The 24,424-nt window shown below is 67.0% G+C and carries 24 protein-coding genes and 4 tRNA genes; 26 read left to right on the forward strand and 2 right to left on the reverse strand.

Annotation, left to right across the window (positions count from 1 at the left end; translation table 11 throughout):
* Nucleotides 1-53: 53 nt before the first annotated feature.
* Together AB0H49_RS14835 and htpX are read left to right on the forward strand one after the other, a co-directional pair.
* Nucleotides 54-1,076: a polyprenyl synthetase family protein gene (locus AB0H49_RS14835; protein ID WP_067791412.1), complete on the forward strand. Its 1,023-nt coding sequence runs from the start codon at nucleotides 54-56 to the stop codon at nucleotides 1,074-1,076.
* Nucleotides 1,077-1,440: 364 nt separating this feature from the next.
* On the forward strand, nucleotides 1,441-2,319 hold the full coding sequence (htpX, locus tag AB0H49_RS14840) for a zinc metalloprotease HtpX (protein ID WP_357251426.1): 879 nt from the start codon (nucleotides 1,441-1,443) through the stop codon (nucleotides 2,317-2,319).
* A 137-nt stretch (nucleotides 2,320-2,456) separates the two neighbouring features.
* Here htpX and AB0H49_RS14845 read toward each other — a convergent pair whose 3' ends face one another.
* Nucleotides 2,457-2,948, reverse strand: a complete 492-nt coding sequence (locus AB0H49_RS14845; RefSeq protein ID WP_141808626.1) for a YajQ family cyclic di-GMP-binding protein — start codon at nucleotides 2,946-2,948, stop codon at nucleotides 2,457-2,459.
* Nucleotides 2,949-3,120: 172 nt separating this feature from the next.
* On the opposite strand from AB0H49_RS14845, the gene AB0H49_RS14850 reads away from it, so the two are divergent.
* From AB0H49_RS14850 to AB0H49_RS14900, 11 genes are all read left to right on the forward strand, one after another.
* Nucleotides 3,121-3,203: transfer RNA gene (locus tag AB0H49_RS14850), tRNA-Tyr, on the forward strand.
* 742 nt (nucleotides 3,204-3,945) lie between these two features.
* A tRNA-Thr gene (locus tag AB0H49_RS14855) sits at nucleotides 3,946-4,018 on the forward strand.
* An 82-nt stretch (nucleotides 4,019-4,100) separates the two neighbouring features.
* Nucleotides 4,101-4,176 (forward strand) — tRNA-Met (locus tag AB0H49_RS14860).
* Between the two features lie 41 nt (nucleotides 4,177-4,217).
* On the forward strand, nucleotides 4,218-4,388 hold the full coding sequence (rpmG, locus tag AB0H49_RS14865; protein WP_011211653.1) for a 50S ribosomal protein L33: 171 nt from the start codon (nucleotides 4,218-4,220) through the stop codon (nucleotides 4,386-4,388).
* Between the two features lie 186 nt (nucleotides 4,389-4,574).
* On the forward strand, nucleotides 4,575-5,642 hold the full coding sequence (locus AB0H49_RS14870) for a fused (3R)-hydroxyacyl-ACP dehydratase subunits HadA/HadB (RefSeq protein ID WP_354999044.1): 1,068 nt from the start codon (nucleotides 4,575-4,577) through the stop codon (nucleotides 5,640-5,642).
* Between the two features lie 239 nt (nucleotides 5,643-5,881).
* A tRNA-Trp gene (locus AB0H49_RS14875) sits at nucleotides 5,882-5,954 on the forward strand.
* Nucleotides 5,955-5,985: 31 nt separating this feature from the next.
* Nucleotides 5,986-6,378 (forward strand): preprotein translocase subunit SecE, encoded by a 393-nt coding sequence (gene secE / locus AB0H49_RS14880; RefSeq protein WP_354998919.1) that lies wholly within the window; start codon nucleotides 5,986-5,988, stop codon nucleotides 6,376-6,378.
* Nucleotides 6,379-6,493: 115 nt separating this feature from the next.
* Nucleotides 6,494-7,270 (forward strand): transcription termination/antitermination protein NusG, encoded by a 777-nt coding sequence (nusG, locus tag AB0H49_RS14885; RefSeq protein WP_354999045.1) that lies wholly within the window; start codon nucleotides 6,494-6,496, stop codon nucleotides 7,268-7,270.
* 244 nt (nucleotides 7,271-7,514) lie between these two features.
* A complete protein-coding gene (gene rplK / locus AB0H49_RS14890) occupies nucleotides 7,515-7,949 on the forward strand; it encodes a 50S ribosomal protein L11 (protein ID WP_354998920.1) in 435 nt (144 codons plus the stop codon).
* Nucleotides 7,950-8,060: 111 nt separating this feature from the next.
* On the forward strand, nucleotides 8,061-8,774 hold the full coding sequence (gene rplA, locus AB0H49_RS14895; RefSeq protein WP_354998921.1) for a 50S ribosomal protein L1: 714 nt from the start codon (nucleotides 8,061-8,063) through the stop codon (nucleotides 8,772-8,774).
* Nucleotides 8,775-8,908: 134 nt separating this feature from the next.
* Nucleotides 8,909-9,460: an NADPH-dependent FMN reductase gene (locus AB0H49_RS14900; protein WP_357251430.1), complete on the forward strand. Its 552-nt coding sequence runs from the start codon at nucleotides 8,909-8,911 to the stop codon at nucleotides 9,458-9,460.
* A 115-nt stretch (nucleotides 9,461-9,575) separates the two neighbouring features.
* Here AB0H49_RS14900 and AB0H49_RS14905 read toward each other — a convergent pair whose 3' ends face one another.
* Nucleotides 9,576-11,189: an MFS transporter gene (locus AB0H49_RS14905; RefSeq protein WP_357251433.1), complete on the reverse strand. Its 1,614-nt coding sequence runs from the start codon at nucleotides 11,187-11,189 to the stop codon at nucleotides 9,576-9,578.
* 449 nt (nucleotides 11,190-11,638) lie between these two features.
* On the opposite strand from AB0H49_RS14905, the gene rplJ reads away from it, so the two are divergent.
* The 13 genes from rplJ (at nucleotide 11,639) to AB0H49_RS14970 (ending at nucleotide 24,120) form a co-directional block, all read left to right on the forward strand.
* Complete coding sequence (gene rplJ, locus AB0H49_RS14910; RefSeq protein WP_067791433.1) at nucleotides 11,639-12,172, forward strand: 50S ribosomal protein L10; 534 nt, start codon at nucleotides 11,639-11,641, stop codon at nucleotides 12,170-12,172.
* A gap of 60 nt (nucleotides 12,173-12,232) precedes the next feature.
* On the forward strand, nucleotides 12,233-12,613 hold the full coding sequence (rplL, locus tag AB0H49_RS14915; protein ID WP_067791435.1) for a 50S ribosomal protein L7/L12: 381 nt from the start codon (nucleotides 12,233-12,235) through the stop codon (nucleotides 12,611-12,613).
* Between the two features lie 244 nt (nucleotides 12,614-12,857).
* A complete protein-coding gene (locus AB0H49_RS14920) occupies nucleotides 12,858-13,934 on the forward strand; it encodes an ABC transporter ATP-binding protein (RefSeq protein WP_357251436.1) in 1,077 nt (358 codons plus the stop codon).
* 96 nt (nucleotides 13,935-14,030) lie between these two features.
* Nucleotides 14,031-14,738: an ABC transporter permease gene (locus tag AB0H49_RS14925; RefSeq protein ID WP_357251547.1), complete on the forward strand. Its 708-nt coding sequence runs from the start codon at nucleotides 14,031-14,033 to the stop codon at nucleotides 14,736-14,738.
* Between the two features lie 3 nt (nucleotides 14,739-14,741).
* Nucleotides 14,742-15,608 (forward strand): ABC transporter permease, encoded by an 867-nt coding sequence (locus tag AB0H49_RS14930; protein WP_354998926.1) that lies wholly within the window; start codon nucleotides 14,742-14,744, stop codon nucleotides 15,606-15,608.
* Nucleotides 15,605-16,951 carry an MCE family protein gene (locus AB0H49_RS14935; protein ID WP_357251440.1) on the forward strand — a complete coding sequence of 449 codons (1,347 nt, stop codon included), beginning with the start codon at nucleotides 15,605-15,607 and terminating at the stop codon, nucleotides 16,949-16,951. The genes AB0H49_RS14930 and AB0H49_RS14935 overlap by 4 nt, the downstream gene beginning before the upstream one ends.
* The gene (locus AB0H49_RS14940) at nucleotides 16,948-18,024 is read left to right on the forward strand and encodes an MCE family protein (protein ID WP_357251443.1); all 1,077 of its coding nucleotides are present in this window, start codon (nucleotides 16,948-16,950) and stop codon (nucleotides 18,022-18,024) included. The genes AB0H49_RS14935 and AB0H49_RS14940 overlap by 4 nt, the downstream gene beginning before the upstream one ends.
* The gene (locus tag AB0H49_RS14945; RefSeq protein WP_354998929.1) at nucleotides 18,024-19,034 is read left to right on the forward strand and encodes an MCE family protein; all 1,011 of its coding nucleotides are present in this window, start codon (nucleotides 18,024-18,026) and stop codon (nucleotides 19,032-19,034) included. The genes AB0H49_RS14940 and AB0H49_RS14945 overlap by 1 nt, the downstream gene beginning before the upstream one ends.
* 64 nt (nucleotides 19,035-19,098) lie before the next feature.
* A complete protein-coding gene (locus tag AB0H49_RS14950; RefSeq protein WP_354999047.1) occupies nucleotides 19,099-20,307 on the forward strand; it encodes an MCE family protein in 1,209 nt (402 codons plus the stop codon).
* Complete coding sequence (locus AB0H49_RS14955; RefSeq protein ID WP_357251447.1) at nucleotides 20,304-21,554, forward strand: MCE family protein; 1,251 nt, start codon at nucleotides 20,304-20,306, stop codon at nucleotides 21,552-21,554. Before AB0H49_RS14950 ends, AB0H49_RS14955 begins: the two co-directional genes overlap by 4 nt.
* A complete protein-coding gene (locus AB0H49_RS14960) occupies nucleotides 21,551-22,792 on the forward strand; it encodes an MlaD family protein (protein WP_357251450.1) in 1,242 nt (413 codons plus the stop codon). Before AB0H49_RS14955 ends, AB0H49_RS14960 begins: the two co-directional genes overlap by 4 nt.
* A 30-nt stretch (nucleotides 22,793-22,822) precedes the next feature.
* Nucleotides 22,823-23,443: a hypothetical protein gene (locus tag AB0H49_RS14965; protein ID WP_357251452.1), complete on the forward strand. Its 621-nt coding sequence runs from the start codon at nucleotides 22,823-22,825 to the stop codon at nucleotides 23,441-23,443.
* Nucleotides 23,440-24,120, forward strand: a complete 681-nt coding sequence (locus AB0H49_RS14970) for a hypothetical protein (protein ID WP_357251454.1) — start codon at nucleotides 23,440-23,442, stop codon at nucleotides 24,118-24,120. The genes AB0H49_RS14965 and AB0H49_RS14970 overlap by 4 nt, the downstream gene beginning before the upstream one ends.
* Nucleotides 24,121-24,424: the final 304 nt, after the last annotated feature.

Here is a 24,424-nt window from a genome sequence, read left to right on the forward strand (position 1 = left end):
CCGAACACGCTAGGTTCTCTACCGTGGGGTCGGACGCGGCGCTGGGAGATGAGATGAGCACATCGGCTGTTAGTGATGAGAGCACGGTGGTCGCCGGGGTCGAACTCGGTGACCCCGAACTCGCGGCGAGCGTCCGCAACGGCCTGGAAGAGGTCGAGAAACTCCTGATCGCCGAACTCTCCGACGGCGAGGACTTCCTGCAGGACGCGGCGCTGCACCTGGCGCGGGCGGGCGGCAAGCGGTTCCGTCCGCTGTTCACCATCCTCACCGGCCAGCTCGGCCCGCGTCCCACCGATCCCGCCCTGATCACCGCGGGCACCGTCGTCGAACTCGTGCACCTGGCCACGCTGTACCACGACGACGTGATGGACGAGGCCCCGATGCGCCGCGGCGCGCCGAGCGTGAACTCGCGCTGGGGCAACAACGTCGCGATCCTGGCGGGCGACTACCTGTTCGCGCACGCCTCCCGTCTCACCTCGACGCTCGGCCCCGACGCGGTCCGCATCATCGCCGAGACCTTCGCCGAACTGGTCACCGGCCAGATGCGCGAGACCGTCGGCGCCCGCGACTCGCAGGACCCGGTCGAGCACTACCTGCGCGTCGTGTGGGAGAAGACGGGCTCGCTGATCGCCGCGGCCGGTCGCTTCGGCGGCACCTTCTCCGGCGCGCACCCCGAGCACATCGAGCGGCTCGCCCGCCTCGGCGACGCGGTCGGCACCGCCTTCCAGATCTCCGACGACATCATCGATATCTCCTCGGCCTCCGAACAATCCGGCAAGACCCCCGGCACCGACCTGCGCGAAGGCGTGCACACCCTGCCGGTGCTCTACGCGCTGCGCGACGAGGGCGCCGAGGGCGACCGGCTGCGCAAGCTGCTCGCCCGTCCGCTGGAGACCGACGAAGAGGTCGCCGAGGCGCTGGAACTGCTCGCGCACTCGCGCGGCATGGTGCTCGCCAAGGAGAAGCTGCAGGGCTACGCCGACCTCGCGCACGCCGAGCTGTCGGCGCTGCCCGCGGGCCCGGCCAACGACGCGCTCGAACAGCTGGTCCGCTACACCATCGAACGCGTCGGCTGAATTTTTGGCGCGCTGGCGCGCGCGTGTTCGCGGCCTTTATGTCTCGCTTCCCAGCGCTCGAGACTCGCGCCTTCGGCGCATGCGCTTCGAGCGCTGGGAAGCGAGACGGCCGCGAACGGTCGCTCGTCGGGCTCGCTCCGGAGGTGGTCGGGCGGGTGTGGACCGTGCGTTGGCGATTGTTCTGGGCCGAGTCCGGGAGCGGCCGGGGTCGGTGACCGAGTGCGTCGGTGATCGTCAGGGCCGAGTCCGAGAGTGATCTGATCGACTACCGTCGGAGCCGGAGCTACCAGGAACTTTCGCCGGGGGCCCTATCGTTGATCTCGCATAACGAACTCGATGGACGGGGGAGTGGGCAAGGAGACCTATGCACGGGCACGGGTATGCGAACGGATTGAAGACATTCGGTCTGATGGTCGGGCTCTCGGCCATCATCGTGTTCGCCGGGGCCATGTTCCGCAGCCCGACGATCCTGGTCATCTCCATCCTGCTGGCCGTCGGCATGAACGCCTGGGCCTACTTCAACAGCGACAAGCTCGCGCTGAAGGCGATGCACGCGCAGCCGGTCAGCGAGCTCGAGGCGCCGGTCATCTATCGGATCGTGCGGGAACTCGCGACGACGGCGCGGCAGCCGATGCCGCGGCTCTACATCAGCCCGACGAACGCGCCCAACGCCTTCGCCACCGGCCGCAATCCCCGGCACGCCGCGGTCTGCTGTACCAGCGGCATCCTGCAGATCCTCGACGAACGCGAACTGCGCGCCGTGCTCGGCCACGAACTCTCGCACGTCTACAACCGCGACATCCTCATCTCGTCCATCGCGGGCGCGCTGGCCGCGATCATCTCCGGCCTCGCCAACCTCGCGTTCTTCGCCTCGGCCTTCGGCGGGCGCGGCAACGGCGGCCCGAACATGCTCGGTATGCTGCTCGTCTCCCTGCTCGGCCCGATCGCGGCCACCCTGATCAAGCTGGCCGTCTCCCGCTCCCGCGAGTACCAAGCCGACCAATCCGGCGCCGAACTCACCGGCGACCCGCTGGCGCTCGCCTCGGCCCTGCGCAAGCTGGAACGCGGCGTACAAGTCGCTCCGCTGCCTCCTGAGCCGCAGTTGACCTCCCAGTCACACCTGATGATCGCCAACCCGTTCCGGGCAGGCGAGCGGGCCGCACGCTGGTTCTCCACGCACCCGCCGATGGCCGAGCGCATCGCCCGGCTCGAGGAAATGGCGGGCGGGCCGCGCAACTACTGAGGGTGCGCCGACGGCTGCGAGTCTGCCGCGACTCAGGCGAACAGCAGAGCGCGAGCAATGAAGCGAGCCCGCCGACCATCCGGCCGACGGGCTCGTTCAGCTAGTGCACCGCCGCGAAAAACATTGCGGCGCAACAGCTATCGGTAGTTGACGAACTGCAGCGCGATACCGAAGTCCTCGCCCTTCAGCAGCGCGATCACGGCCTGCAAATCGTCGCGCTTCTTGCTGCTCACCCGCAGCTCGTCGCCCTGGATCTGCGCCTTCACGCCCTTGGGGCCCTCGTCGCGGATCTTCTTCGAGATCTTCTTCGCCTTCTCGGCATCGATGCCCTGCACCAGGCTGCCGGTGATCTTGTACGTCTTGCCGGAGGCCACCGGCTCGCCCGCGTCGAACGCCTTCAACGAGATGTCCCTGCGGATCAACTTCTCCTTGAACACCTCGAGCGCGGCCTTCACCCGCTCCTCGGCCTCGGCCGTCAACACGATCGTTTCCTCACCGGACCACTCGATCTTCGCGCCCGTGCCGCGGAAGTCGTAGCGGGTGTTCAGCTCCTTCTCCGCCTGATGCAGAGCGTTGTCGACCTCCTGCCGGTCGACCTTGCTGACGACATCGAAAGACGAATCGGCCACACTACGCTCCTGTTCCTGACGGTCCGACGGGCTCACTGCACCGGTGCAACCGGCATCGTCAGTTCTACCCGGAAGCCCGACCGTAGTCCCGTCGCAGGGCCGTTGGCCAGCCGGTTTGCATTCGGCACCGGGGTTCGTTGTATTCTCACTGCGCGCCGAAAAGCGCACGTAAGGCAGGTTGCCCGAGCGGCCAATGGGAGCAGACTGTAAATCTGTCGGTGAAAGCCTACGTAGGTTCGAATCCTACACCTGCCACTCCGCTCATGAGCGAGCCCTACCTGCAGAAAGCGCAGGTGGGGCTCGCTTCGTAATGTCTTGTGGGGGTGCGACCCCCACGCCCCGCCCGGCGGGGCTTCGCCCCCCGGACCCCCCTTGCAGTGGTTGCGTTTTGTGGGGAAGTGGCGGTTGGTCCATTGCTCGATTTCGAGGTGGTTTCGACACGCGGCTGCTCCGAGGACAAGGGGTTTGCCTCGCTCTCCGTCGAAGTACGGAGTTCGCCAAGGCAAGTGCTGCTCGACATGGATGGTGTTTCAGGCGGGCCGAAGCTTTCCGGTGTGGTCGGGGGGCTCCGCGGCCTGGATGCCTGTGATCTTGGACGCTCTTTGCGCTCCCAGGTCCTTGGGTGGACGCGAACCTTTGGCGGATTCGCTGGTCCCACTGCTTTCTGCGGGTGGATCTTCTCCTCAGGGGGAGTCGGCTGCGAAAGAGCGGAAGCTGCACGGCCGGGAGGCTCTCGCCGCCAAACGTGCAGCTACTGACGGCAGCGCCCAAGGGCGAGTGTTGTGGAGCGTCCATCGCGGGTTCGGCTCGATGACTTTGCTCGAGTCGGGGTTGGTTGTCAGCGGTGCTCCAGGGGGTGCATTCGGGGTGTTTGCTCGTGTGCAAAAAACCGGCTTTGACCTCGGAATTTGGAAGTGTGAGCGTTGGGTGTGTAATCTCGTTCAAGACTTCGCCGCCCCGGGGTCGAGAAGACGGATCACGGTGCGGAAGTAGTCATGCCCCCTTAGCTCAGTCGGCAGAGCGTTTCCATGGTAAGGAAAAGGTCAACGGTTCGATTCCGTTAGGGGGCTCGCCGGATTGCCGGTGGTGACCGACTCGGCATCGCACCCATGGTCGTGGGGCTGGGCTCGCACCACTGCAATGCGACGCCGTGGCGGTGTAGCTCAGTCGGTAGAGCAAACGACTCATAATCGTTGTGTCGCCGGTTCAAGTCCGGCCATCGCTACCAAAACCGATTACGCCCATCAGGTACCGGAAAGAAGGAAAGTCGTGGCCGCGAAGTCCACCGATGTCCGGCCAAAGATCACCTTGGCCTGCGAGCAGTGCAAGCACCGCAACTACATCACCAAGAAGAACCGGCGCAACGACCCGGACCGGCTGGAGCTGAAGAAGTTCTGCCCGAACTGCGGCACGCACCGGGCGCACCGCGAATCCCGCTGATCCCATCCACGCGTGAAATCGCCGCGTGCAGGGCAACCGGGACGCTGATCCCGGGATCTCGGAACCGTGAAGCTGTGCAGGGCCGGACATCCGTCCGGCCCTGAGCGCTTTCTACGGTCGGGTGCGGTGGTGAACGCTCGCCGACCCCGGGGTGCGGGGTCAGATAGGTACATTCTTCCCGTGACAATCAACACCGGTACTGAAGAAGCGGTCCAGGTGAGCGAGGCGGATCTCGATCCCGCCACCCACGCCGCGGCCATGGTCGGTCACCACTACCGCGTCGACGACTACTACGAGGTCGGCCGCGAGAAGGTCCGCGAATATGCCCGCGCCGTGCAGGACTACCACCCGGTGCACTGGGACGAGGACGTCGCCGCCGAATACGGCTACGACGGCCTCCTCGCGCCCCTCACTTTCATCTCCCTGGTCGGCATCCTGGCCCAGCGCAAGCTCTTCGAGCAGATCGTCACGGGGTACGACCTCAGCCAGATCATGCAGACCGACCAGATCCTGGAATTTCACCGGCCCATCCGGGTCGGCGACCAGCTGACCTGCGACGTCTACCTGCACTCCTTCCGGCAGGCCTTCGGTGGCGACATCATCGTCACCAAGAACATCGTCACCGGGCAGAACGACGAGCTGGTGCTCACCACCTACACCACGCTCGTCGGCCGCAGTGGCGCCGACATCGACCCCAACCTCGCCGACGCGGTCCGCAACGTGCTCATGCACGGCATCGGCGAGGAAGTGCCCGATCACCACCCGCGCACCGCCGCGCGCAGCGAGCAGCCCATCCCGATCGCCGTCATCCCGGAGGTCGCGCCGAGCAAGCACGCGATCAATTTCGAGGACGTCTCCGTCGGCGACGAACTGCCCACCCGCATCGTCCGCCTCACCCGCGGCGATCTGGTCAATTACGCGGGCGTCTCGGGCGACGCCAACCCCATCCACTGGAGCGACGACGTGGTCAAGCTCGTCGGCCTGGACAACGTGGTCGCGCACGGCATGCTCACGATGGGCCTCGGTGGCGGTTTCATCACCTCCTGGCTCGGCGATCCCGGCGCGGTCAAGGAATACAACGTCCGCTTCACCAGCCCGGTCTACGTCGGCTCCGACGAGGCGGCCGAAATCGAGTACACGGGTAAGGTGAAATCCGTGGATCCGGAGACGCGGACCGCGGTCGTCGCCATCGTGGCGAAGTCGGCGGGCAAGAAGATCTTCGGCCGCGCGACGGCTACCGTGCAACTGGCCTGACCTGGTCGATCGACCCTGATTGGCTATTGGCCTAGGCGGTAACGTACACTCAGGTTTCTGGGGTCACCAGCCGCTGCGCGCTGCTCTGTGGGGCTGGTTCCAGGCGGTCCGGAGGAGGATCTCCGAAGGACTGCCCATGGGAGCCGGTAACCGCCGAAGCAGCGCGCGTGTTGTGTGGACCAGAGCGACAACTGAATACAGACAATGGTTCGGACACCGAGTTCCACCGTCCAAACCAAAGGGGCGTAGCTCAATTGGCAGAGCAGCGGTCTCCAAAACCGCAGGTTGCAGGTTCAAGTCCTGTCGCCCCTGCCCTTAAGCCAGCGACGGAGAGAGGATCGACGTGAGTGACGAGCGGGAACCTCGCCACGGCGCGGCCGACGAAGGCGATGGCACCGCCGCGGTGAGTCGGCCGAGCGGAAAGCGGTCCGCGCGGCGGGCCCGTTCTGGCTCCACGTCGGTCGACACCGGCTCGATCGCCACGATCGACCGGACGTCGCCCAAGAAGGACAAGACTGCCGGAAAGGCCAAGCGCGAAGGATCGGGTAATCCGTTCTCGCGTTTGATCAAGTTCCTGCGAGAGGTCATCGCGGAACTGCGCAAGGTGATCTGGCCCAACCGGAAGCAGATGGTCACCTATACGAGCGTTGTTCTGGTGTTCGTGGTCTTCATGGTCGCGTTCATCAGCGGGATGGATCTGGCGTTCGTCAAGGGTGTCGACTGGCTGTTCGGCTAGTAGTACGACGCCGACGCCGGTAGCCGATCCCGGGGGCGGACCGGCGGGAGCAATCCGCCGCGCCCGGCCCGGCACGCAGAGGATGTACGTGACGACACAGGAAGCGAGTGCCCTAGTGAGCACCCCGGAGAACGACACAAACGACGAGTTCCCGGTCGACGACGCAGTGGTGGAGCCCGCCGAGAACGAGGCGGAAGAGGCCGCGGCCGTCGAAGAAGCTGTGGTCGAGGAATCCGCACCCGCTACCCCGATCGATGCCGAGCCGGCGGATCCCGTCGCCGAGATGAAGGCCGCGCTGCGGCGCGCCCCCGGTGACTGGTACGTCATCCACTCCTACGCCGGTTACGAGAACAAGGTGAAGGCCAACCTCGAGACCCGCGTGCAGAACCTGGACCTCGAGGAGTACATCTTCCAGGTCGAGGTGCCGACCGAAGAGGTCACCGAGATCAAGAACGGCCAGCGCAAGCACGTCAATCGCAAGGTGCTGCCCGGCTACATCCTGGTCCGCATGGAGCTCAACGACGAGTCGTGGGGCGCGGTGCGCAACACCCCCGGTGTCACCGGGTTCGTCGGCGCCACCTCGCGGCCCTCGCCGCTGTCCATCGATGACGTGGTGAAGTTCCTGGTCCCGGCCGCGCAGCAGAAGAAGGCCCCGGCCGCCGCCGCGGCTGCCGCGAGCGCCGAAAGCGCCGCCGAGGTGGCGCCCAAGCCGGTCATCGAGGTCGACTTCGAGGTCGGCGAGTCGGTCACCGTCATGGACGGCCCGTTCGCGACGCTGCCCGCCAGCATCTCGGAGGTCAACGCCGAGCAGCAGAAGCTCAAGGTGCTGGTCTCGATCTTCGGTCGCGAGACGCCGGTCGAGCTCGCGTTCACCCAGGTCGCCAAGATTTAATCCGATCTCCGCCCTCGCCCCGGCCGCCGGGACCGAGGGCGGAGTGCGTCCGACCGGATGGCGCGGGCAACCGGCCCCACCCGAAGGACGAGGGCAGGCCCCCCGGTAAGGTGTATGGGTTCGTGCGCGGATCCGAACAGCGTCAGCCGGATTCGTTCGCGAGCGCCGGGCCGCGTGCCCGGATGTGGGCTCAGCCCGCAACAGGCTTACGGCAACCGTAAGGACCCGAAACCAAGGAAGAAAGATGCCCCCCAAGAAGAAGAAGCTCGCCGGGATCATCAAGCTGCAGATCCAGGCCGGCGCGGCGAACCCGGCTCCGCCCGTTGGTCCCGCCCTCGGTCAGCACGGCGTCAACATCATGGAGTTCTGCAAGGCGTACAACGCGGCGACCGAGTCGCAGCGTGGCAACGTCATCCCGGTCGAGATCTCCGTTTACGAAGACCGGACCTTCGACTTCAAGCTGAAGACCCCGCCCGCCGCCAGGCTGCTGCTCAAGGCCGCCGGTGTGCAGAAGGGCTCGGCCGAGCCGCACCGCACCAAGGTCGCCAAGGTGACCATGGACCAGGTTCGCGAGATCGCCAAGACCAAGATGGAAGATCTCAACGCCAACGACCTGGACCAGGCGGCGAAGATCATCGCGGGCACCGCGCGCTCGATGGGTATCACCGTCGAGGCCTGAGCGAAGCGAAGGCTTCAGTCGAGCGCAGCGGCGTAAGCCGCAGAACTCGGTGGGAGGGTCGGCCAGACCCGGAAACCACTTCTGAACCAAATACTTTAAGGACAGAGAATCATGGCAAAGCGAAGCAAGGCGTATCTCGCCGCGGCCGAGAAGGTCGATCGCACCAAGCTGTACTCGCCGCTGGCCGCCGCGCGCCTGGCGAAGGAGACCGCGACCACCAAGACCGACGCGACCGTCGAGGTCGCCGTTCGTCTCGGCGTCGACCCCCGCAAGGCCGACCAGATGGTCCGCGGCACCGTTAACCTGCCGCACGGCACCGGTAAGACCGCCCGCGTCATCGTGTTCGCGGTCGGCGACAAGGCCGCCGAGGCCGAGGCCGCCGGTGCGGATGCCGTCGGCGCCGAGGACCTGATCGAGCGGATCCAGGGCGGCTGGCTGGACTTCGACGCCGCGATCGCCACCCCGGACCAGATGGCCAAGGTCGGCCGCATCGCGCGTGTCCTCGGCCCGCGCGGTCTGATGCCGAACCCGAAGACGGGCACGGTCACCCCCGATGTGACCAAGGCCGTCAACGACATCAAGGGCGGCAAGATCAACTTCCGCGTCGACAAGCAGGCCAACCTGCACTTCGTGATCGGCAAGGCCTCCTTCGAAGAGGCCAAGCTGGTGGAGAACTACGGCGCCGCGCTGGACGAGATCCTGCGTGCCAAGCCGTCGACCGCCAAGGGCCGCTACGTCAAGAAGGTGACGGTCTCGACGAACACCGGACCGGGCATCCCGGTGGACCCGAACCGCACCCGCAACCTCCTCGAAGAGGACGCGTAAGCAGCACCGAGGTCCCCTGACCTCACCAAGCCGCCGAGGGCGGGAACGCAACCGCGTTCCCGCCCTCGGCGCGTTTCGGGGCGGTCCACGAGTGGCGGTGGAGTAAGGCACCGACATCGATGGTTCTACCGGACGTGACCAGAATTCTGCTGATCTCCGGAAGCACCCGCGACGGCTCCACCAACACAGCGGCGCTGCGGACCGCGCATGCGATCGCGCCCGACGGCGTGGAAACTCGCTGCTACACCGGCTTACTGGAGCTACCGGCCTTCGTGCCGGGTGCGAATCCCGAGACCTATCCGCCGGTGGTCGGATTGCGCGACGATCTGGCCTGGGCCGACGCCGTCTTGATCTCGACGCCCGAGTACGCGGGCACCCTCCCCGGCAGCCTGAAGAACCTCCTGGACTGGACCGTCGGCACGGCCGACTTGTACGAAAAGCCCACCGCCTGGCTGACAGTCGCGGCCCCGGGGCGCGGCGACGGCGCCACCGCCACCTTGTCGAGCGTCCTCGGCTATGTCGGCGCCGACATCGTCACCGCGGCTTGCGTTCGCCTCCCCGTCTTGTCAGCCGAAATCGGAGCCGATGGACTGATTGCCGCGCAAAGTTTTCGGGACGGTGTAGTCGAAGCACTCGATGCGCTAGTCCGCCACAGGCAGGTTCGCGCAAGTGCCGTCGACAACTAGGTGGGTTGGCCGAGTAGCTTTGCCGCACTGCTGGAGCCGAACATCGCGAGGTGACCACGGGTAGCGACCGGTCGCAGACGTCGACTGCGACCGGCCGCCAAGAGGCCGCGTGTGCCTATTCCGGTCGGTTGTCGGGAGACTCGCGCCAGGCGAGGAGGACGGACTCGCCGCTTTGGGCGCCCCACGGGAGGAAGAGGGCGACGAGCAGTGCGCAGACGACGACCGCGCCCGCGGCGACGAGCGATGCCGCGTGGGAACCCTGGAGCGCGGCGGTTTTCATTGCTGTGATGAGGTTTTCGCGCTGGGATTCGAGGAACGCGGGGAGTTCGCGTTTACGGAGTTCCAGCACGCTGAGCGGGCTGGCCGCGACCAGGCTCTTCTGATCCTCGTTCATCAGGGTGCTCGGCACGCGGTCGAGCAGCGGCGAGACGCGGGTCGTGTAGTAGGAGGCCACGATCGAGCCGAGGACGGCGACGCCGAGGGTGCCGCCGATCTCGCGGGTGGTGTCGTTGACCGCCGAACCCGCGCCCGCCTCGTTCAACGGCAGCGAGGACATGATGGATTCGGTGGCCGGGCCCTGGACGATGGCCAGGCCGAGCGCCATCGACACCATCGAGGGCAGCACGTCGGTGACGTAGCCACTGTCCACCGTCACTTGGCCGCCCAGGTAGAGCCCCAGTCCGGTGAGCATCAGGCCGAAGACGATCACCGGCGTGGTGCCCCAACGTTGCGCGAGCAATGTCGCGACGGGCGCGCCGATGGCGACCGAGAACGCGAACGGCAATGAGGCGATACCGAATTCGAGCGGCGTGTACTCGCGCACCCCTTGGAAATACTGGGTGATCAGGAACAGAAATCCGAACATCGAGAAATAGCCGACGGCAATCGACAACGCGGGCATCGAAAAACGCCGATCGCGGAACAAACGCATATCCAGAATCGGCGCCGCCGTGCGCAATTCCCACGCGATGAACGCGGCGAGCAGCGCGACGCCGAGCGCGCCCGCGGTCAACGTGGTGACCGACAGCCAGCCGTAGTGCGGCGCCTCGATGATGGACCAGACGAGCAGCGTGATGCCCGCGATGGACAGCGCGATGCCGGGCAAATCCAGCCTGCCGACATGCGCGGAGCGCGATTCCGGCACCCACAGCAGCGTGGCGACCAGCGCGACCAGCGCCACCGGCACATTGATCCAGAAGACCGAGTGCCAGCTGAAGTGCTCGAGCAGCCAACCGCCGGAGATCGGGCCGATGGCGATGGCGAAGCCCGCCATGGCCGTCCACGCCGCGATGGCCAGCGCCCGCTCGCGTCGGTCGGTGAAGATGTTGATGATCAGGGCGAGGGTGGCGGGGAAGACGGCCGCGGCGAACACGCCCATGGCCGCGCGGGCCGTGATGACCGCGCCCATCGAATCCGACAGTGCGCCACCGACGGACATGACGGCGACGCCGATCAGGCCGATGACCATCACCTTCCGGCGTCCGTAGCGGTCGCCGAGGTTGCCGAAAGCGAGCAACAACCCAGCGAAAGTCAGGGTGTACGCGTCGACGACCCATTGCAGGCCGCTGACACCGGTGGCCAGCTCGACACCGATCGAGGGGAGGGCCACGTTGACGATGGTGTTGTCGAGGACGACCAGCAATTCGGCAAGGCAGATGACTGCCAGAGCCAGAAAGCGCTGGTTGCGTCGTTCCAGCAACACCGGTGGATCGACTATGGAGATTGCCATAGTTCAGCAGCTAAGCAGGTATCTGTCACTGTTGGTAACAGTTGTCGAGCGCGATGTCCGACACATTCGACCCTGAGAAGTGATGTGTGCCACAACGATTCGGTCGCCGAACGGTTCCGATTCGCGCCGAACCAAGGGCCGTTTTGGCAGATGAGGGGGGCGCCAGGTACTGTGGACGACAGTTATCGACGAGTTCGATCGCTACCCAATCCGTTCTACCGAAGACCGTTGGTCGCCGATCCCGCATGGGTTCGGTCGAAGGTCCGGCGACATTGCCGGCGGCCCACGCAGGGAAGAACCGAGGCTGGGAGTCGATTCGAGTCCTGTGGCTCGTGTTGATTTTTCCTTCGCGCCCCGGAACGCCTTGCGTCCGGGGCGTTCGTTTTGTCGCCGGGCTCTTGGATCGGTAGTTCGTGTACCCGAACCGACATCCAGAGAGGAGGCGAAGTATGGCAAAGGCTGAGAAGGTCACCGCGGTCGAGGAGATCGCGGAACAGTTCCGGAACTCGACGGCCACCGTTGTCACGGAATACCGTGGCCTGTCGGTCGGCAAGCTCACCGAACTGCGGCGTGCGCTCGGCGCGGAGGCCACGTACTCCGTCGCCAAGAACACCCTGGTCAAGCGCGCTGCCGCCGAGGCGGGCGTGGAGGGCCTCGACGACTTGTTCGTTGGACCGACCGCCATCACCTTCATCCAGGGTGAGCCGGTCAACGCGGCCAAGGCGCTCAAGACCTTCGCCAAGGACAACAAGGCGCTCATCATCAAGGGCGGCTACATGGACGGCGCCGCGCTGTCCGTCGCCGAGGTCGAGAAGATCGCCGACCTGGAGACCCGCGAGGTCCTGCTGGCCAAGCTGGCCGGCGCCCTCAAGGGCAACCTCGCCAAGGCCGCCGGCCTCTTCAACGCTCCCGCTTCGCAGGTGGCCCGCCTGGCCGCCGCGCTGGAGGAGAAGAAGCGCGCCGAAGGCGGAGCCGCCGAGTAATTCCCCCTGTGCGCGGGCGACACGCCCCCACGGACACCAACTACCGAAAGGAAAACAACAATGGCCAACGTTGACGAACTGCTCGAGACCTTCGGCAACATGACCCTGCTCGAGCTGTCGGACTTCGTCAAGAAGTTCGAGGAGAAGTTCGAGGTCACCGCCGCTGCTCCGGTCGCCGTCGCCGCCGTCGGTGGCGCTGCCGCTCCGGCCGAGGCCGCCGAGGAGCAGGACGAGTTCGACGTCATCCTCGAGGGTGCCGGCGACAAGAAGATCCAGGTCATCAAGGTGGTCCGCGAGATCGTCTCCGGCCTGGGCCTGAAGGAAGCCAAGGACCTGGTCGAGGGTGCCCCGAAGCCGATCCTGGAGAAGGTCGCCAAGGAGGCCGCCGAGGCCGCCAAGGCGAAGCTGGAAGAGGCCGGCGCCAAGGTTTCGGTCAAGTAATTCCACGAATTACTTCGAACGGGCGGTCCCCAAATTTGGGGGCCGCCCGTTTCGCATTTTCCGGAGACATGCGAGCGGGTTTTGTGGAAAAGTGCGAGAGCGTTCGGCTTACTCTGGAGTCAGGTAGGGGTGTGCCCCGTCTCCCACATGGGTTACAGTGACCGAACCCACTGTGACGTGACGCACCGCGATAACCGAGCGCGGTTCGCCGGTGGGCTGCTCGCTGAGAAATGTGGAGGTTGGCGTGGGCGTCGAGGTCAGGACCGAGGGTGTAACCAAGTCCTTCGGTTCGCAGCGAATTTGGCAGGATGTCAGTCTGACCTTGCCCTCCGGCGAGGTGAGCGCGCTACTCGGTCCCTCGGGTACCGGTAAGTCGGTGTTCCTGAAGTCGCTGATCGGCCTGCTGCGGCCCGAGCGCGGTTCGATCTACATCGACGGCACCGACATCACCACCTGCTCCAACAAGGAGCTCTACGAGATCCGCAAGCTCTTCGGCGTGCTGTTCCAGGACGGCGCGCTGTTCGGCTCGATGAACCTCTTCGACAACGTCGCGTTCCCGCTTCGTGAGCACACGAAGAAGAGCGAGTCCGAGATCAAGAAGATCGTCATGGAGAAGCTCGAGCTGACCGGTCTGCTCGGTGCGGAGGGCAAGCTGCCCGGCGAGATCTCCGGCGGTATGCGCAAGCGCGCCGGTCTCGCCCGCGCTCTGGTGCTCGACCCGCAGATCATCCTGGTCGACGAGCCCGACTCCGGTCTGGACCCGGTCCGTACCTCCTACCTGAGCCAGCTGCTGATCGACATCAACGCCCAGATCGACGCCACGATCCTCATCGTCACGCACAACATCAACCTGGCCCGCACCGTGCCCGACAACATCGGCATGCTGTTCCGCCGCCAGCTGGTCATGTTCGGTCCGCGCGAGGTGCTGCTCACCTCCGAGGAGCCGGTGGTCAAGCAGTTCCTCAACGGCCGCATGATCGGCCCGATCGGCATGTCCGAGGAGAAGGACGAGGCCCAGATGGCGCGCGAGCAGGCGATGGTCGACGCCGGTCATCACCACGGCGGCGCCGAAGAGGTCGAGGGCATCATCCCGCAGATGAAGGCACAGCCCGGTATGCCGGTGCGCCAAGCGGTCGCACGCCGCAAGGCCCGCGTGCGCGAGATCATGCACACCCTGCCGCACGCCGCGCAGGTGGCGATCCGCGAATCGATGGCGGAGAACGACGACACACAAGTGATGTCGTACAACGCCCCCAGTGTCGCCAGCTACCAGGGCGACTCGTTCGACACCACCGTGCGCCACAACACAACCAACGGGTAACATACGCCCGTGAACTCGACTCTGGCCCGTGTGCGGACTCCAGTCGAGTCGGCGTTTGCCCAGGCGGGCAACGTCTTTGCGCTCTTCGTCGACGTGATGCGCAAGATGTTCCGCCGCCCGTTCCAGTGGCGTGAGTTCATCGAGCAATCGTGGTTCATCGCCAGCGTCTCGATCTTGCCGAGCGCGCTGGTGGCCATCCCGTTCGGCGCGGTCGTCGCGCTGCAGACCGGTTCGCTGATCAAGCAGCTCGGCGCCGAGTCGTTCACCGGAGCCACCAGCGTGCTCGCCACCGTGCAGCAAGCCGCGCCGGTGGTGACCGCGCTGATCATCGCGGGTGCGGCCGGGTCGGCGGTCGCCGCCGATCTCGGCGCGCGCACCATCCGCGAGGAGATCGACGCCATGGAGGTGCTCGGCGTCGATCCGGTGGCGCGGCTGGTGGTTCCGAGAGTGCTCGGCATGACGCTGGTCGCGGTGCTGCTCAACGGGTTGGTGTCGGTCGTCGGCATCGCGGGCGGCTATTTCTTCAACGTGCTGCTGCAGGGCGGAACGCCCGGCGCGTACCTCTCGTCGTTCTCCGCGCTGGCGCAGCTGCCAGACCTGTGGATCGGCGAGATCAAGGCGGCGATCTTCGGTCTGCTCGCGGGGGTGATCGCCGCGTACAAGGGGTTGCATCCACAAGGGGGGCCGAAAGGAGTCGGTGACGCGGTGAACCAGTCCGTCGTGATCACATTCCTGGTCCTCTTCTTCGTCAATCTCGTTCTGACACTGGTCTATCTGCAGGTCGTCCCGGCCAAGGGCTCCTGACAGATGGCCACCTCCTACCGCAGCCCGGTGCTCGCCAAATCGGCCCGCCGGGCGGGCGAGATCGCGCGCGGGCCGCTGAACGTCATCGACCGCGCGGGCGAGCAGATGTCGTTCTACTCGCGTGCCATCGCGTGGATTCCGCGCACCGCGGTGCACTACCGCAAAGAGGTCATGCGGTTGCTGGCCGAGGTGACCTTCGGCTCCGGCGCGCTCGCGGTGATCGGCGGGACCATCGGCGTCATCGTCTTCATGTCCGGCTCGGTCGGCGTCGTGGTCGGCCTGCAGGGCTTCAAGGCGCTCGACGCGCTGGGCAGCTCCGTGCTCACCGGCTTCCTCACCGCCTACATCAACACCCGGGAAATTGCCCCGCTGGTGGCGGCATTGGCGCTCTCGGCGACGGTGGGCTGTGGCTTCACCGCGCAGCTGGGCGCGATGCGGATCTCCGAGGAGATCGACGCGCTCGAGGTGATGGCGGTGCCCGGCGTGCCGTTCCTGGTGACCACCCGGGTGATCGCCGGCTTTCTCGCGGTCATCCCGCTCTACATCGTCGGCCTGCTCGGCGCCTACTTCGCCTCGCGCTCGGTCAGCATCTGGTTCAACGGCCAATCCAGCGGTTCCTACGACCACTATTTCAGCCTGTTCCTGCCACCGGAGGACGTGCTCTATTCGTTCCTCAAGGTGCTGATCTTCGCGTTCGTCATCATCCTGGTGCACTGCTACTACGGCTTCACCGCCACCGGCGGACCCGCGGGCGTCGGCGTCGCCGTCGGTCGCGCGGTGCGCGCCGCGATCGTGCTGGTGAACATCCTCGACTTCTTCCTCAGCCTGGCGATCTGGGGGACGACCACGACCGTGCGGGTGGCGGGATGAGTAGCCGGGCGTGGCGGTCCACGGAGAAGACCCGGGTGCGGCTGCTGGGGATCGCGTTCTTCGTGATCGTCGGGCTGTTCCTGTGGACGACCGTCGCGATCTACAACAAGCAGTTCGTCAGGACCGTCGACGTGGAGCTGATAACCGACAGCGTCGGCAACGTGCTGAGCAAGAACGCCGACGTGAAGGTGCGCGGTGTGCCGGTCGGCGAGGTGCGGTCGAGCCGGTCCGAGGGCGGCAAGGTCACCCTCGATCTGGCCATCGATCCCGGTAAGGCCGAGCAGATTCCGGTGAACGCGACCGCGCGACTGCTGCCGAAGACCCTGTTCGGCGAGCGTTATGTGGATCTGGTGATCCCCGAGGATCCCAGCCCGCAGCACCTCACCGACGGCGTCACCCTGTACCAGGACGCCAGCGGCAACGCCATCGAGATCAGCAAGCTGCTCGACGATCTGCTTCCGCTGCTGCAGGCGATCCCGCCGCAGGATCTTGCCGCCACGCTCGGCGCGCTCTCTCAGGCGTTGTCCGGTCAGGGCTTCGCCCTCGGCGAGACCGTGGACAAGCTGGACACGATCTTCCGCGACATCAACGGCGTGCTGCCGGAACTGCAAGAGGGTCTGCGCACTTTCGCCGAGACCGCTGCGGTGTACTCCGACGCCGCGCCGCAGATCATCGACGCGCTGGACAACCTGCGCACCACCAATGCCACCATCGTGCAGCGGCGTTCGGACATCGACACCCTCTACGCCGTGCTCACGCCGACTTCGTCGAGCGCCGCCGACTTCTTTCTCGTCAACCGCGAGAACATCATCGACGTCTCCGCCGATTCCCGGCCCGCGCTGGAACTGCTCGCCATGTACTCGCCGAGCTACCCGTGCGCGCTGGCCAACTTCGCGAAGATGAAGCCGCGCATCGACGAGCTCTTCGGCATGGGCACCGACCGGCCGGGCTCCCGGGTGACGATCGAGTTGACCAACACCCGCGGTAGATACCTGCCCAACCAGGACGAACCGCGCTGGCTGGACACCCGTGGGCCCTGGTGCCTCCCCGAATACCCGGTGAACGTCGACCCGGGCCAATACACCGGCGGACCGAACAACGACGGCTCCTACGCGGTGCCGAGCCGCTACCCGGGTGACCAGGAGAGCGGCAGGTTGCCCGTGCCGCAGTTCGGCGTCTACCCGGCCGCGCAGGTGCCGACACTGGCGGGCTCGCCGCGGGAGCAGCGGTCGCTCGGCGCGATCTACGGTGCGGCGCAAGGTGTTTCGCCGGACGACGTGCCGAGCTGGATGACCAGGATCGCGGCGCCCGCCTTCCGTGGCAGCGAGGTGACGGTGCGATGAACGAGAAGCTACGCGGGCTCGGCGGACCGCTGACCAAGCTGATCATCTTCGTCGCGGTGACGCTGTTCGCCACCACGCTGCTCGGTCTGTCGATCGCCAACTACACCGGCGGCGGCACGCTGTTCAAGGCCAGGTTCACCGACGTCACCGCGCTCAACCCGGGCGACGAGGTGCGCATCGCGGGCGTGCGGGTCGGCAAGGTCACCGACATCGCGATCGTGGACAAGCGGCTGGCCGAGGTGAAATTCGAACTCACCGACCGCGATTGGCTGCCCGCCTCCACCACCGCGACCATCCGGTACCGCAACCTGGTCGGCCAGCGCTACATCGCGCTGGCGCAGGGCACCGGCGAACAGGGCCGCAAGCTCAACGAGGGCGGCACCATCCCGCTGGAGCAGACCAGGCCCGCGCTGAACCTGACCACACTGTTCAACGGTTTCCGCCCGCTGTTCCGCACGCTGACCGCCGAGGACGTGAACAAGCTCTCCTTCGAGATCATCCAGGTCTTCCAGGGCGAGCAGGGCACCATCCACGACCTGGTGGCCAGCACCGCGAGCCTGACCAACAAGATCGCCGACAAGGACGCGGTCATCGGCCAGCTGGTGGAGAATCTGACCGCCGTGCTGGAGACGGTCAACGAGCGCGACGACCAGTTCGACGAGCTCATCGTCAACACCGAGGCGCTGGTCTCCGGCCTGGCCGCCGAACGCGACACCGTCGGCCGCTCGATCAGCTCGCTGGGCGATCTGACCACGGCCACCTCGGAGCTGCTCGTTCCCACCAGGCCTTCGCTGCAGGGCACGATCGCGGGACTGAACCAGCTCACCGGGACGCTGAACGAACGCTCCGACGAGGTGAACCAGGCGCTGGCCACGCTGCCGGTAAAGATGGAAAAGCTCGGCAGGGTGGGCAGTTACGGTTCCTGGTTCCAGTTCTACCTGTGCGGCATCGACATCGTGGTCGGCCCGGGCGCGGTGGACGCGCCGCAGCTCGACCTGCCGGCGAGCCTGCCGACGATCAACCAGCCGCTGTACACGAACGCCGCGCCGCGCTGCCACGGGAAGGCCCGCTGATGGACGATCGCATCCTCCTCGGCAAGCGCAGCCCGGTCTTCCTCGGCGTGCTCGGCCTGGCCATGGTCGTGCTGGTGACGATGTCGGCGTTCGCGCTGGACCGGCTGCCGATCATCGGCGCCGGCACCAGGTACACCGCCGAGTTCTCCGAGGCAGCGGGACTGAAGAAGGGCAACGAGGTCCGCATCGCGGGCGTGAAGGTCGGCTCGGTCTCCGATGTTCGCCTGGCGGGCGACCGGGTGGTCGTAGAGTTCCGCACCAAGGACGCCTGGATCGGCAGCGAGACCACCGCTTCGATCCAGATCAAGACGCTGCTCGGCCAGAAGTACCTCGCACTCGATCCGCGCGGCTCCCGCCCCGCCGACCCGGACAAGCCGATCCCGTTGTCGCGCACCGTTTCTCCCTACGACGTGATCGACGCGTTCTCGGACGCGGCGGCCAACATCGAGGAGATCGACACCGAACAGCTGGCCACCAGTATGCGGGTGCTCTCCGAGGCGTTCGAGACGACGCCGCCGGAGATCCGCGGCTCCATCGACGGCGTCGCGCGGCTCTCGGAGACGCTGGCCAAGCGCGACGAGGAACTGAAGCGGCTGTTCAAGGCCACGCGCCGGACCACCGAGGTGCTCGCCGACCGCAACGCCGAGTTCGAGCGGCTGCTCGCCTCCGGCGGTCAGCTGCTCGCCGAGCTGAACATCCGCCAGCAGGCCATCCACCAGCTGCTCGTCGGCGCCAAGTCGGTGTCGGTCGAGCTGAGCGCGCTGGTCGCGGACAACTCCGAGCAGATCGGTCCGGCGCTGACCAACCTGGCCGCCGCGATCGAGATGCTCAACGACAACCAGCAGAACATCTCCAAGACGCTGGAACTCGCGGCGCCCTTCTACGGCCTGTACGCCAACGTGCTCGGCACCGGCCGGTGGTTCGACGCGGTGATCGTCAACCTGCTGCCGCCCGCACTGCCGGAGATCCCCGGCTACCGGGATCCGGTACGCGAGATGGGAGGTAACTGACGTGGCCGCGAGCTGGCGCAGCGATCCGCTCACCGCGTTCCGGGAGTCGGGGCGGGGCACCAAGATCGGTATCACGCTCGGTGTCGTCCTGGTGCTCGTCGCAGGGTGGGTGCTGTGGTGGGGCTTCGACCGACTGACCACCACCAAGATCACCGCCTACTTCGACAGCTCGGTCGGCATCTACGAGGGATCCGACGTGCGCATCCTCGGCGTGCCGGTGGGTCGGGTCGAGTCGGTCGAGCCGATGGGCGACCAGGTGAAGGTCGTGCTGAGCGTCGACCGGGGCTACGACGTGCCCGCCGACGCGCAGGCCGCGCAGATCACCCCGTCGGTCGTCGCGGACCGCTATGTCCAGCTGACGCCGGTCTACCGCGGCGGGCCGAAAATGGGTCGCACTGCGACTATTCCGCGGGAACGCACGGTCACCCCGGTCGAGGTCGACGAGCTCTACCGGAGCATCACCGAACTCAGCGAAGCGCTCGGCCCGGACGGCGCCAACAAAGAGGGCGCGGTGAACGAGCTGGTTCGCACCTCGGCGGCCAACCTGGCGGGCAACGGCGAGGCGCTGGCCAACAGCATCAGCCAGCTCTCCGGCGCGGTCAGGTACCTGTCCGAGGCGCGTGGCGACATCTTCGAGACCGTCGAGAACCTGCAGAACTTCGTAAGCATGCTGGCGCGCAACGATCAGCAGGTGCGCGAATTCAACGCGCAGCTGGCCGATCTCGCCGGATTCCTGGCCGACGAGCGGCAGAACCTCGGCGACGCTCTGCACTTGCTCTCGATCGCGCTCGGCGACGTCGCCCGGTTCATCGATGACAACCGCGCGCTGGTCGCGGAGAACGCCGCCGCGCTGACCACGCTCACCAAGACGCTGGCCGACCAGCGCGACGACCTTGCCGCCGCCCTTCCGGTGATTCCGGTCGCGCTGAGCAACCTGGTCAACATCCACAACGCCGAGTCCGGCACCCTCGACATGCGCGCCAACTTCACCGATCTGCAGGATCCTTTCGGCACGATCTGCCGGATGCTCGACCTGTCGAAGCTGATGCCCGGCGACCCGCGCTTCGAGGCGCTCGGCCGTCAGATGCGTCCGCTGCTCGACCACTGCAAGGAGATCACCGACCAGATCACCGCGGGGGTGCAGACTCCCACGCTGATCCTGCCGTTCGGCATCCTCTCCGGGGAGAACCTGCAGCGCGACCCCGTGCCAGGGACGGTGCCCGGCACGCCGTCGAACCAGTTGCCGCCGTCCGAGCAGGGAGGTGAGCGATGAGGACGACCATCGCCCGCGGGCTGAGCGCGGGAGTGCTCGCGGTCTCGGCCGCGCTGATCAGCTCGTGCGCCTCCGACGGCATCTACAGCGTGCCGCTGCCCGGCGGCGCCGACGTCGGCCCGCATCCCATCCACATCGATATCCATTTCGACGACGTGCTCGATTTGGTGCCACAGTCCGCGGTGAAGGTCGAAGGCGTGCCGGTGGGCCGGGTCGAGGACATCGCGCTCGCGGGAGACGGCTGGACCGCCAGTGTTCGCGCGCTGATCGACTCCTCGGTCGACCTGCCCGCCAATGCCAGGGCCGAGGTACGGCAGTCGAATCTGCTCGGCGAGAAGTTCATCGAGCTCTCACCGCCGGTCGCGGACCCGGATCCGGCGAGGCTGACCGACGGCGCGGTGATCCCGGTCGAGCACACCAGGCACGCCACTGAGATCGAGCAGGTGCTCGGCGCCATGTCGCTGCTGCTCAACGGCGGCGGCGTCGCGCAACTGCAACCGATCGTCAGCGAGTTGAACAAGACCTTCGGCGGCCGCGAGGGCAAGGTTCGTTCGCTGCTCGAGCAGGCCAACACCTTGATCGGCGGGCTGAACGAGCAGGTGGACGACATCACGCGGGCCATCGACGGTCTCGCCACGCTCAGCAGCCGGGTCAGCACCCAGACCGAGTCGATCGGCAAGATTCTGGACGAACTGCCCGATGGCATACGGATCTTGGAAGAGCAACGGCCGGAGTTGATTTCGTTGCTCGCCCAGCTGGACCGGCTGGGGCAGGCGGGCTTCGACGTCATCAATACCGCCAAGAACGACCTGATCCGCGATCTGAACTCGCTGCGCCCGACGCTGCAGGAACTCGGCCGCGCCGCGCCGGATCTGGTGACCGCGTTCCCGCTGATTCCGACCTACCCGTTCCCCGATTCCGCGCTGGAGGGCACCTTCGGCGGCCAGGTCAACACGTGGCTCTCGGTGGACCAGCAGATCGGCGTCACGCTGAGCAATCTCGGCGTCGGCAAACCGGATCCGGTGTACATCCCGCCGCCCTACGGCCCGCCGGTGAACGTGGACCCGTCCAACCCGTACTACGGCGGCAACGGTCCGCGGCCGGGCTGGCCGACGGTGTCGCTGATTCCGCTGCCGCCGACCATGGCGGTGCTGCCCGCGCCGGGCGCGCCCATGCCGAACCCGCTCGGCCCGCTGCTGGAACAACTCGGCGTGACGCCGCCCGAGGCGGGGGGTGAGCCGCGATGACCCGTCTCGTTCGCAACCAGCTGGTCGTCTTCCTGGTGCTCGCGGTGGTCGGCGTGATCTTCGTCGGCGCCAAGTACATCCGGCTCGATCACATGCTCGGCTTCGGCCACTACGAGGTGCGCGTCGACGCCGAGCAGACCGGCGGCATCTACAAGGGCGCCGAGGTGACCTATCGCGGCGTCCCGGTCGGCCGGGTCGGCGACTTGGCGCTGACCGACGAGGGCGTCAGCATGACGCTGGTCATCGACTCGGACTCACCGCGCATCCCCGCCTCGGCCGAGGCCGTGGTGGCGAACCGCTCGGCCATCGGCGAGCAGTACGTCGACCTGCGGCCGGACATCGACAGCGGTCCGTACCTGAAGGAAGACTCGGTGATCAGCGGGGCACAGACGCCCGTTCCGGTGGAACAGCTGGTCTCCAGCGTCGACCACTTCACCAGGACGGTGGATCTGGAGGCGTTGAACACCACCGTCACCGAGCTGGGCAAGGCCTTCGACGGCAAGGGCGAGGATCTGCACGTCCTCCTGCAGTCGCTCGACGAGTTCACCACCACGTTCCACGAGACGCTGCCGCAGACCGTCCAGCTGATCCGCGACGGCAGGGTGGTGTTCGGCACCCAGGCCGAGCAGGCCGCCGCCATCCGGCGCTTCAGCGACGGCCTCGACCGGCTGACCGCCCAGCTGCGCTCCAGCGACCCCGCGATACGCAGGCTGATCGGCACCGGCGCCGACGCGGGCGAACAGTTCGGCGCCCTGCTCGACGAGAGCGGCGGCGCGCTCACCGAGGACCTGGCCAACCTGCGGGTGCTGCTGCAGGGGATCTCGCCCAAGTTCTACGCGCTGCGTCCGCTGCTGCAGATGCTGCCGCAGCTGTCCCTCGGCGCGTCGGCGACCGCGCCCGGCGACGGGACCAGCCACTTCGGCCTTGTGCTCGAGACCAACAACCCGCCCGCCTGCACCGTCGGCTACGAGGGCACCCAGCGCATTCTCGAGCAGATGAAGGCGCAGAACCCGGACTTCGACGACACCCGCGACGAGTTCCCGTTCAACACGGACGCGAAATGCCTTGTGCCGTTCGGCAATCCGACCGCGGTCCGGGGCGGAGAGCGGGCCGAGCTGGCCGATCCGAGCATCGCGCAGCCCTGGGACGACAACCCCAAAGTCGACCCGGACAAGCTGAACCTGAACCCGATCGCCGTGCAGCTCGCCACCCTGATGGGAGTCACGCCGAAGCGGTGACCAGGAAGGATGACGTTATGGTGCTGAGTCGTGAGTATTGATCCGTCTGGTTCGGGCCGCCCGCCGGTCGCGGTGCGCGCGCTGGCACTCGGCGCGCTCGCCGTCGCCCTCGTGGCCGCGCTGTGGTTCGGCGGTGGCTGGGTGCGCGCGGCGTTCTTCACCGACGGTCCGCGGGCCGACGCGCGCGATTCCGCGCTGGACGCCGCGCGACAGGCCGCGCTCAACATGACCTCGATGAACCTCGACGACGTGCCCGGCTCGCTCGCACTGGCCAGGTCGTCGATGACCGGGCCGATCCTGGAGTCGGCGGAGAAGAATCGGCAGCAGTCCGAGCAGATGGCCGCGCAGTCGGGTGTCGCCATGAAGTCCAAGGTGCTCGGGGCCGCGCTCACCTCGCTGAACAGCGAACGGGACAAGGCCTCGGCGCTGGTGGTGCTCCAGGTGACCGAGTCGAAGCCGGACAAGTCGGTCTCCGACTACCGGTACACGTGGAGCCTCGACATGAGCAAGGACGGCGAGGTCTGGAAGGCCGAGCAGGTCGCTTCGCTCACCCAGCCGGTGCTGCTGGAAGGGCCCGGCCCGACCGGGCTCGGACAGTCGGGGACGCCCGCGCCGACCGAGGGCGCGCCCGCGCAGGAGGGACCGCGATGAACACCCGCCGCCCGGTCAACCGGGTCACGCCGAAACGGCGCACCGCCCAGCCCGCCGCGCGTCCGACGCGCAGGCCCAAGGTCACCTCGGCGCGCCCGACCGCGCCGCGCGACGTCCCGACCAGGGAAAAGCAGGCCGTCGCCGCCGAGCGTCGGCCGCGCCGGTTCACACCCCCTCGCCTTGGGTCGGCGGGTTCCTGGACGCCCGTCGCGGCCGCGCTGATCGCGGCCGTGCTGCTGGCCGGATTCGCCGTCGTCGCCGCGCAACGTCCCGGCGTCCCCGACGAGAACCGGGCACTCCTCGACACCAGCGCGACCGAGGAGGTGCGCGCCGCCGCCGACCACGCCCTACGCACGATCTACGGCTACGACATCGCGCACATCGACGGCTACGAGGCCGCGGTGCGCCAAGTCGTCACCGGCGAGATGCTCGCCGATCTCGACGAGTTCGCGGCCACCACGATCGACGCCATCCGGCAGGCCCGGACCAGCGCCGACGCGAAGGCCGACCCGATCGGGGTGACGATGCTCACCGAGGACCGCGCCGAACTGCTGGTGAATCTCGTGGTGAGCGCAACCAAGGACGGCGTGGCCCAGCAGAGCGTGGCGGGTCCCGTGGTGCTGCGGATGCAGAAGGTGGACGGTCGCTGGCTGGCCAGCGGCATCGTCGACCAGTGATCTTGGTCCGCGCGACCGTATTCCGGCGGGGGCAGGTCGGTCCGGGCACTTGACGAGTTTCGCCCGACCCGTCACGCTATTCACAACAGCGGCAGCTGTCACAAGTGGTTTCAGCCGCCCCGTGGCCCTCGACGCAGCCAGCGATCCGGGTGCCGGGCATCGCCCGCGCGGGGTCGGCAGACCGGCCGCTTGTCTACGACGCGGCGTGCGTGCGACCACGGCCCAGGGTGGCCAAGGCCACGGCGCGCCAGCGGCGTGGAGGATCACACGGGTGGTACTTTGACACCCCCGTGTTCAGGGGTGT

The sequence above is a fragment of the Nocardia sp. NPDC050713 genome (assembly GCF_040654315.1).
Classification (GTDB): Bacteria; Actinomycetota; Actinomycetes; order Mycobacteriales; family Mycobacteriaceae; genus Nocardia.

Bases quoted from the DNA above. Each gene is read 5' to 3' on its own strand.
- AB0H49_RS14835 (WP_067791412.1), top strand. From the start codon at position 54: ATGAGCACATCGGCTGTTAGTGATGAGAGCACGGTGGTCGCCGGGGTC.
- htpX (WP_357251426.1), top strand. From the start codon at position 1,441: ATGCACGGGCACGGGTATGCGAACGGATTGAAGACATTCGGTCTGATG.
- rplK (WP_354998920.1), top strand. From the start codon at position 7,515: ATGCCCCCCAAGAAGAAGAAGCTCGCCGGGATCATCAAGCTGCAGATC.
- rplA (WP_354998921.1), top strand. From the start codon at position 8,061: ATGGCAAAGCGAAGCAAGGCGTATCTCGCCGCGGCCGAGAAGGTCGAT.
- AB0H49_RS14905 (WP_357251433.1), bottom strand. From the start codon at position 11,189: ATGGCAATCTCCATAGTCGATCCACCGGTGTTGCTGGAACGACGCAAC.
- rplJ (WP_067791433.1), top strand. From the start codon at position 11,639: ATGGCAAAGGCTGAGAAGGTCACCGCGGTCGAGGAGATCGCGGAACAG.
- rplL (WP_067791435.1), top strand. From the start codon at position 12,233: ATGGCCAACGTTGACGAACTGCTCGAGACCTTCGGCAACATGACCCTG.
- AB0H49_RS14925 (WP_357251547.1), top strand. From the start codon at position 14,031: ATGCGCAAGATGTTCCGCCGCCCGTTCCAGTGGCGTGAGTTCATCGAG.
- AB0H49_RS14930 (WP_354998926.1), top strand. From the start codon at position 14,742: ATGGCCACCTCCTACCGCAGCCCGGTGCTCGCCAAATCGGCCCGCCGG.
- AB0H49_RS14935 (WP_357251440.1), top strand. From the start codon at position 15,605: ATGAGTAGCCGGGCGTGGCGGTCCACGGAGAAGACCCGGGTGCGGCTG.
- AB0H49_RS14940 (WP_357251443.1), top strand. From the start codon at position 16,948: ATGAACGAGAAGCTACGCGGGCTCGGCGGACCGCTGACCAAGCTGATC.
- AB0H49_RS14945 (WP_354998929.1), top strand. From the start codon at position 18,024: ATGGACGATCGCATCCTCCTCGGCAAGCGCAGCCCGGTCTTCCTCGGC.
- AB0H49_RS14955 (WP_357251447.1), top strand. From the start codon at position 20,304: ATGAGGACGACCATCGCCCGCGGGCTGAGCGCGGGAGTGCTCGCGGTC.
- AB0H49_RS14960 (WP_357251450.1), top strand. From the start codon at position 21,551: ATGACCCGTCTCGTTCGCAACCAGCTGGTCGTCTTCCTGGTGCTCGCG.
- AB0H49_RS14970 (WP_357251454.1), top strand. From the start codon at position 23,440: ATGAACACCCGCCGCCCGGTCAACCGGGTCACGCCGAAACGGCGCACC.